The following is a 6,838-nucleotide window of genomic DNA, read 5'->3' on the forward strand; positions in this document are numbered from 1 at the left end:
GGGGGACCGGACCGGCTACTGGACGGTGATCAGCTTGCCGTCGGGGGAAACGGCGTACCAGGTGCCGCCCACGCCCTGCCCGTTGGTGTCACCGGGCTTCTTGTCGCCCGAGAAGGTGTAGACGGGCCAGCAGTCGACGGTCTGCTGCTGCTTGCCGTCCGGGCGGTCCAGGACCCGGTAGTTCTTCTCGGTGATGCCCTTGGCGTTCGCCTTGTCCACCGGGGGCACGACCGGCCACTTGGTCAGGCAGTCGCCGACGCAGTTGGAGACCATCGGCCAGGCGGTGTCCTTCTTGAAGCGGTAGACGGTCATGCCCTTGCCGTCGACGATGTGCTCGCCGAGCTTCGGGTCCTTCGCCACGGACAGGCCGGGCGCCGCCTCCGCGGGGGCGGCCTCGCCCGGGGCGGGCGAGGCGGCGGCCGGAGGAGCCTCGGAGGGAGCGGCCTCGGCCGGGGCGCCCTTGGCCGCCTTCTTGCCGTCCGGGCCGAACGCGAACCACACTCCGCCGACGCCCTGCCCGTTGACGTCACCCGGCTTGGCGTCCTTGTTGAAGCGGTACGCGGGCCAGCCCGCCACCGTCAGCTGCTTCGTGCCGTCGCCGCGCACCACCTCGCCGAGCAGCGACGGGTCCATGCCCGCGGCGGCGGTGACGTCTCCGGCAGCGACGACCGGCCAGGTCTTCGCGCAGTCGCCCTCACAGTTCGACTTCGGCGGCTTGGCGGTGTCCTTGTCGAAGCGGTAGAGCGTCAGGCCCGCGCTGTCGGTGAGGACGGGGCCGGCCTTCTCGGTGGTGGAGACGGCCAGTTGTCCGCCGGGCTGGTTGCCCGGGCCGGCTGCCGCCGCCGGGGCGGCGGCGCCGGCGGGCTGGGCCGTGTCCGATGCCTTGTAGTCCGACGGGCCGCAGGCGCTGGCCGCCAGGACGACGGCTACTGCGGCCGCGGCGAAGGTGGTTGCGCGCTTCATGCCCATGTTGATCTCTCCCACGTGGTGTCTGTCGTGCCGTCGCCCCCAGCGGCGGCAACTGTGCACAGGACACGCCCCGGTGGGCGGGATCTGTTCACCGCGTCCGGTGTGGGCTGTTTCACTCACCCCGCGCCGAACCCGGTGCGCCGCAGGGCCGTGGCCACAGCGAGGCCGAGCACCTGGTGTCCGGAGTCGTTGGGGTGCAGCCCGTCCGCGAGGTGCTCGGGTCCGAGCAGGTCACGGCCCGGGAGGACGGCGAGCCGGTCGTCGCCGGCGGCGATCCGGTCCCGGGCGGCGCGCTCCATCGCGTCGCGCAGGGCGCCCAGGGTGGCGCCGAGCCTGTTCGGGGTGCGCTCCGCGTCGGGCCGCAGCACGGGGGAGACCAGTAGCAGGGGGGTCCGCGGGTGCCCCTGGCGGACCAGTTCGAGGAAGGCGCGCGTGGTCTCGTACAGCAGGGGCGCCGAGAAGGGGACCCGGGACCAGCAGTTGGTCCCGAAAGCGAGGGTGAGGACGTCCGCCGGCAGGCCCGCGAGCTGTTCGGCGACGGCCAGTTCGCCGCGCGCGGCGCCCGCGTAGCCGAGGTTGACGGTGTCCCAGCCGAGGGCCCGGCCGGCCACGGCGGGCCAGCCGTGGGCGGGGCGGGTGGACCACCAGCCCTCGGTGATGGAGTCGCCGTGCACCACCCAGCGCGGCGCCGGCGGGGCGGGGGCGAGGGCGCCGCCGATCCCGCGCAGGCCGAGGACGAGGGGCGACTGGTTCTCGGGCGGGTGGATGGTGAAGGGACCGTGGAAGGGGCCCTCGCCGGACCCGAGGCCGATGCGTACGACGGCCTCCGCGGCCGGTTCGGTGAACACCTCGGTGACCACCCCGTGGCGGTCCCACAGGGCGAAGCCGTGCGCGAGGTCGCGCAGGGAGTCCGTGGGGCCGGGCACGGTGGCCCGGTAGCGGATCTCGACGGCCCGCGCGGTCTCGGTGGTGAACTCCAGACGGACCCCGATGGGCAGGGTGGCCCGCTCACCGGTGTCCCAGGGCAGCCGCATCGTGTCCGCCGGGTCGGCGCGCACCGGACGGCCCTTGTCCAGCCAGGCGACCCCGCGCAGGAAGGGCTGCGGGTCCTGCCACCCGCCGGGTACCTCGTCCCGTTCCCCGCCCTGCCGCTGCCCCGGCGCCGCTCCCTGTCCCCAGCGGCCGGTCCGCTCCTGCCACGGTCCGGGCCGGCCCTCGTCGTGCACCGGTGCGCTCACCCTTCGCCTCCGATCGTCGGATACCGGAACTTCCTGCCGACCCCGCCGTCGCCCACGAGCGTGTGCCCCGTCCCGTACGAGGACGGCGGCGAGGCGGGGAAGTGCGGGGCGGCCACCCGGGGGTCCGGTTCCACCGCGGGGCCATCGCGTTCACCCGTACCCCGCGGCGTCCGCCCGTACCCCGCGCGGGTCCGGTTCCCCCGCGGACGTCCGGACCCGCGGCGGCACGCTGCGACAGATCTGACGAAGTGTCAAGGAAGGGGGTCTCCGGTGGGCTGCGCAGCGATCGATCATCCACACGCAACAAACGACTGTCAGTGACCGATCCGCGCAATGATCGTGCGTCAATGTGCAAGGATGGTCCATTACGGGCGGTATCACTCAGCTCGTAGGCTCACTCGCTGTACGTGGAGTGGCGCGGATCGCCTGCTCGGCGGTCCCCCATGCCAGGCCCTTCCCCCGTCGGGCCCTGTCCTGCTCCGGACCGTCGCGGTCGACGCCTCATCCCCGACCTCTGTCGATCCGCAGTGACAAGGAGTCCCCCTCGTGCTCGACCACGGCCAGGCGCCACCGCTCGCTTCCGAGCCCCGTAGGCCCGCCAACCCGCTGCTCCGCCGCAAGCCGGTCGAGCTGCTGGTCGCCGAAGGCGGCCAGGGTGAGGGCGGCGCGCTCAAGCGTTCGCTCACCATGTGGCAGCTGACCATGATCAGCATCGGCGCGACCCTGGGCACCGGCATCTTCGTCGTCCTCGGCGAGGCCACCCCGGTCGCCGGCCCGGCCGTCTTCATCGCCTTCATCGTCGCGGGCCTGACCGCGCTGTTCTCGGCGCTCTCCTACGCCGAGCTCGCGGGCTCGATCCCCGTCTCGGGCTCCTCGTACTCCTACGCCTACGCCACCATGGGCGAGCTCATAGCCTGGGTCTGCGGCTGGTGCCTGGTCCTGGAGTACGGCGTCTCGGTCGCGGCCGTCGCCGTCGGCTGGGGCCAGTACCTCAACGAGCTGCTCGACAGCACGCTCGGCTTCACCATCCCCGAGGGCTTCTCCGCCCCGCTGGGTGAGGGCGGCTACATCAACCTCCCCGCCCTCGTCGTGGTGCTCCTGTGCATGGTCTTCCTGCTCCGCGGGGCCAAGGAGAGCGCCCGGATCAACACGATCATGGTCGCCGTCAAGATCGTGACGCTGGCGCTGTTCATCGTCATCGGCTTCATGGGCATCAAGGCCGGCAACTACACCCCGCTGGCCCCGCTCGGCGTCACCGCCATCAGCACCGCCGCCTCCATGCTCTTCTTCTCCTACATCGGCTTCGACGCGGCCTCCACCGCCGGTGAGGAAGCCAAGAACCCGAAGAAGGACCTGCCCCGCGCGATCATGCTCTCGCTGCTGATCGTCACGGCGATCTACTGCCTCGTCGCCCTGGTCGCCGTCGGCGCCATGCCGTGGCAGGAGTTCGAGGGCAGCGAGGCCGCCCTGGCCCAGATCATGGAGAACGTCACCGGCCACTCCTTCTGGAGCGTCATCCTGGCCGCCGGTGCGGTCGTCGCCATCGCCAGCGTCGTCTTCGCCGTGCTCTACGGCCAGACCCGCATCCTCTTCGCCATGTCCCGCGACGGGCTCATGCCGAAGGCCTTCGCCAAGGTCGACGAGAAGACCGGCACCCCGAAGGTCAACACGATCATCGTCTGCCTCTTCTGCGGACTGCTCGCCGCGTTCATCCCGCTGGGTGAGCTGGCCAACGCCACCAGCATCGGCACGCTCTTCGCCTTCGGCCTGGTCAACGTGGCCGTCGTCATCCTGCGCTACACCCGCCCCGACATGCCCCGCACCTTCAAGGTCGCCCTCTTCCCGGTCACCCCGATCCTGGGCTTCCTCTTCTGCGCGTACCTCATGATCGAGCTGCCGATGGCCACGTGGCTGTGCTTCGGTGGCTGGATGGCGGTCGGGCTCGTGATCTACTTCTTCTACGGCATGCGCCGCTCCAGCCTGGCCACCGTGGCCGCCGTGGCCGCCTCGGCCGCGGAGGTCGCTGAACAGAAGTGATTCACCCCCCGTGCGACTGAACGATCTCGACGAACGCATCGTGCACGCCCTCGCCGAGGACGCCCGCCGCTCCTACGCGGACATCGGCTCCGAGGTCGGGCTCTCCGCCCCCGCGGTCAAGCGGCGCGTGGACCGGCTGCGCGCCGAAGGCGCCATCACCGGATTCACCGTCCGCGTCGACCCGGCCGCCATGGGCTGGGAGACCGAGGGCTTCATCGAGATCTACTGTCGCCACAACACCTCGCCGGACGACATCCGGCGAGGACTGGAGAGATACCCCGAGGTGGTGTCCGCGTCGACCGTCACCGGCGACGCGGACGCCCTCGTGCAGATCTTCGCCTCCGACATGCGTCACTTCGAGCGGGTCCTGGAACGCATCGCGGGCGAGCCCTTCGTCGAACGCACGAAGTCCGTCCTGGTCCTGTCCCCGCTGCTGCGCCGCTTCACCTCGGGCGCCCCGGCGTAGACCCGGCCGCGCGGCCCGGTCCCGCACCGGGACCACGCGCCCTCACGCGTGCTGCGGCGCCTCGTCCTTCATCATCCCGCGCAGCGAGGCCCGGAACTCCGGAGTGTCCTCGTGACCGTGCACGGTCGCGGCGTGCTGGGCCGCCGCCGCAATGACCTCTTCCTCCTCACCCGAGATCGCGAGGGTGCAGTTCACCTCGCTGGGGTAGTCCCTGCAGTCCATGACCTTCCGCATGACGAGCCTCCCGGGACGGGTGTCCGCCGGCGCCGACGCCGGACGGTGCACTTCCCACGATCCTCTTCGCGGCGGTCCGGCGAAAGCCGGGCGGGCACCCGTGCCGCTCTCCGGGGCGCGACCGGAAAACCGGATGCCCGCAGCGGCCGATACGGGGAAGGTGTCCCGGTGAACCGAGAAACGATCTCCCACCTGGCCCACGCCCACCACCCCGTCGCGGCCCCGCTGAGCGACACCGCCGTGGCCCGGCTCCTGGACCGCGCACTGCCCCGCGGCACCGAACGCGTCCTCGACCTCGGCTGCGGTCCCGGCGAATGGCTGCTGAGGGCGCTGCGCGACCGCCCCGGCGTGCACGGCGTCGGCGTCGACCTCTCCCGGACCGCCCTCGACCGGGCCGCGGCCGCCGCACAGGCCCTCGGCGTCGCCGACCGGCTGTCCCTGCACCTGCGGTCCGCCGCGGACCACACCGACCCGCACCCCTACGACCTCGTCCTCAGCGTCGGAGCCGCCCACGCCTTCGGCGGGCTCCTGCCCAGCCTCGACGCGGCCCGCGCCCACCTCGCCCCCGGCGGCCACGTCCTCGTGGGCGACGGCTACTGGGAGCACCCGCCCACCCCCGCCGACCTCCAGGACTTCGGCCCCCTCGCCGACCTGCCCACCCTCGTCGACCAGGTCACAGCGGCCGGCTGGACTCCGGTGTACGGTCACCTCAGCACCCGCGAGGAACTCGACGACTACGAGTGGTCCTGGACCGGTTCGCTGGCCGCCTGGGCCCTCGACCACCCCGACCACCCGGACAGCGCCGAAGCCCTCGACGCAGCGAACGGCCACCGGACCGAATGGCTCCGCGGATACCGTGCCACCTGGGGTTTCGCCACCCTCCTGCTGCGCCGGACCGCCGACTGACCGGCCTCCCCGGGCGTGGCGCGCAACGAATCGCCGCCAGAGGCCCTCAACGCGCAACGAATCGCACACCAGCGCGCAACATCGGCGCCTTGTTGCGCCGGGAGGGCGAAACGTACCGTTCATAGGACCGCACCCACCCCTCCAGCCACAGAGGTACGCCCATGCCCCCGCTGCGCACCGCCCTCCTCCAGAGCTCCGGAGTCCTCGGCGACGTCGCCGAGAACCTCAAGGCTCTCGACGAGGCCGCCGAGCGCGCCGCACAGGCGGGGGCCGGGCTGCTGGTCACCTCCGAGATGTTCCTGACCGGCTACGCGCTCGACCTCGAGGCCGTCCCCGGCCTCGCCGAGGAGAGCGACGGCGACTCGGCCCGCACCATCGGCGAGATCGCCCGCCGCCACGGCCTCGCGGTCCTCTACGGCTACCCCGAGCGCGACGGCGAGACGGTCTACAACTCCGCCCAGCTCATCGGCCCCGACGGCGCCGCCCTCGCGAACTACCGCAAGACCCACCTCTTCGGCTGCTTCGAGCAGGACGCCTTCACCCCCGGCGACACCCCCGTCGTCCAGGCCGACCTCGGCGGCATCCGCATCGGCATCATGATCTGCTACGACGTGGAGTTCCCCGAGAACGTCCGCGCCCACGCGCTCGCCGGCACCGACCTCCTCCTGGTGCCGACCGCCCAGATGCACCCGTTCCAGTTCGTCGCCGAGCACCTCGTCCCCGTCCGGGCCTTCGAGAACCAGATGTACGTCGCGTACGTCAACCGCACCGGCCCCGAGGGCGAGTTCGAGTTCGTCGGCCTCAGCTGCCTGGCGAGCCCCGACGGCACCACCCGCACCCGCGCCGGCCGCGGCGAGGAAATGGTGTTCGGCGAGGTCGACCCCGACCTGCTCGGCGCCTCGCGCGAGAACAACCCCTACCTGCGCGACCGCCGGCCCGGGCTCTACGCCTCGCTCGTCTGACCCGCACCAGCACCCCGCCCCACCCC

At 72.2% G+C, this 6,838-nt stretch carries 7 protein-coding genes; 4 read left to right on the forward strand and 3 right to left on the reverse strand.

Annotated elements, in window-relative coordinates; genetic code table 11:
* Positions 1-15: 15 nt before the first annotated feature.
* Both IH80_RS0129430 and IH80_RS0129435 read right to left on the reverse strand, forming a co-directional pair.
* On the reverse strand, positions 16-969 hold the full coding sequence (locus IH80_RS0129430) for an SCO0930 family lipoprotein (protein ID WP_030964532.1): 954 nt from the start codon (positions 967-969) through the stop codon (positions 16-18).
* Positions 970-1,085: 116 nt separating this feature from the next.
* Positions 1,086-2,063 carry a GDSL-type esterase/lipase family protein gene (locus IH80_RS0129435; protein ID WP_037881445.1) on the reverse strand — a complete coding sequence of 326 codons (978 nt, stop codon included), beginning with the start codon at positions 2,061-2,063 and terminating at the stop codon, positions 1,086-1,088.
* A gap of 690 nt (positions 2,064-2,753) precedes the next feature.
* Between IH80_RS0129435 and IH80_RS0129445 the strand changes: the two genes are divergently transcribed.
* The gene (locus IH80_RS0129445) at positions 2,754-4,244 is read left to right on the forward strand and encodes an amino acid permease (protein ID WP_030964534.1); all 1,491 of its coding nucleotides are present in this window, start codon (positions 2,754-2,756) and stop codon (positions 4,242-4,244) included.
* Positions 4,245-4,254: 10 nt separating this feature from the next.
* Complete coding sequence (locus IH80_RS0129450; protein WP_030027017.1) at positions 4,255-4,710, forward strand: Lrp/AsnC family transcriptional regulator; 456 nt, start codon at positions 4,255-4,257, stop codon at positions 4,708-4,710.
* A gap of 42 nt (positions 4,711-4,752) precedes the next feature.
* Here IH80_RS0129450 and IH80_RS0129455 read toward each other — a convergent pair whose 3' ends face one another.
* Entirely contained in the window at positions 4,753-4,944 is a 192-nt protein-coding gene (locus IH80_RS0129455; protein WP_030964535.1) for a DUF1059 domain-containing protein, read from the reverse strand.
* Between the two features lie 168 nt (positions 4,945-5,112).
* Between IH80_RS0129455 and IH80_RS0129460 the strand changes: the two genes are divergently transcribed.
* Both IH80_RS0129460 and IH80_RS0129465 read left to right on the forward strand, forming a co-directional pair.
* Positions 5,113-5,850, forward strand: coding sequence for an SAM-dependent methyltransferase (locus IH80_RS0129460; RefSeq protein ID WP_030964536.1), 738 nt, complete (start codon positions 5,113-5,115; stop codon positions 5,848-5,850).
* Between the two features lie 161 nt (positions 5,851-6,011).
* Positions 6,012-6,812, forward strand: a complete 801-nt coding sequence (locus IH80_RS0129465; RefSeq protein ID WP_030964537.1) for a carbon-nitrogen hydrolase family protein — start codon at positions 6,012-6,014, stop codon at positions 6,810-6,812.
* Positions 6,813-6,838: the final 26 nt, after the last annotated feature.

This window comes from Streptomyces sp. NRRL S-378, from assembly GCF_000720645.1.
GTDB lineage: Bacteria > Actinomycetota > Actinomycetes > Streptomycetales > Streptomycetaceae > Streptomyces.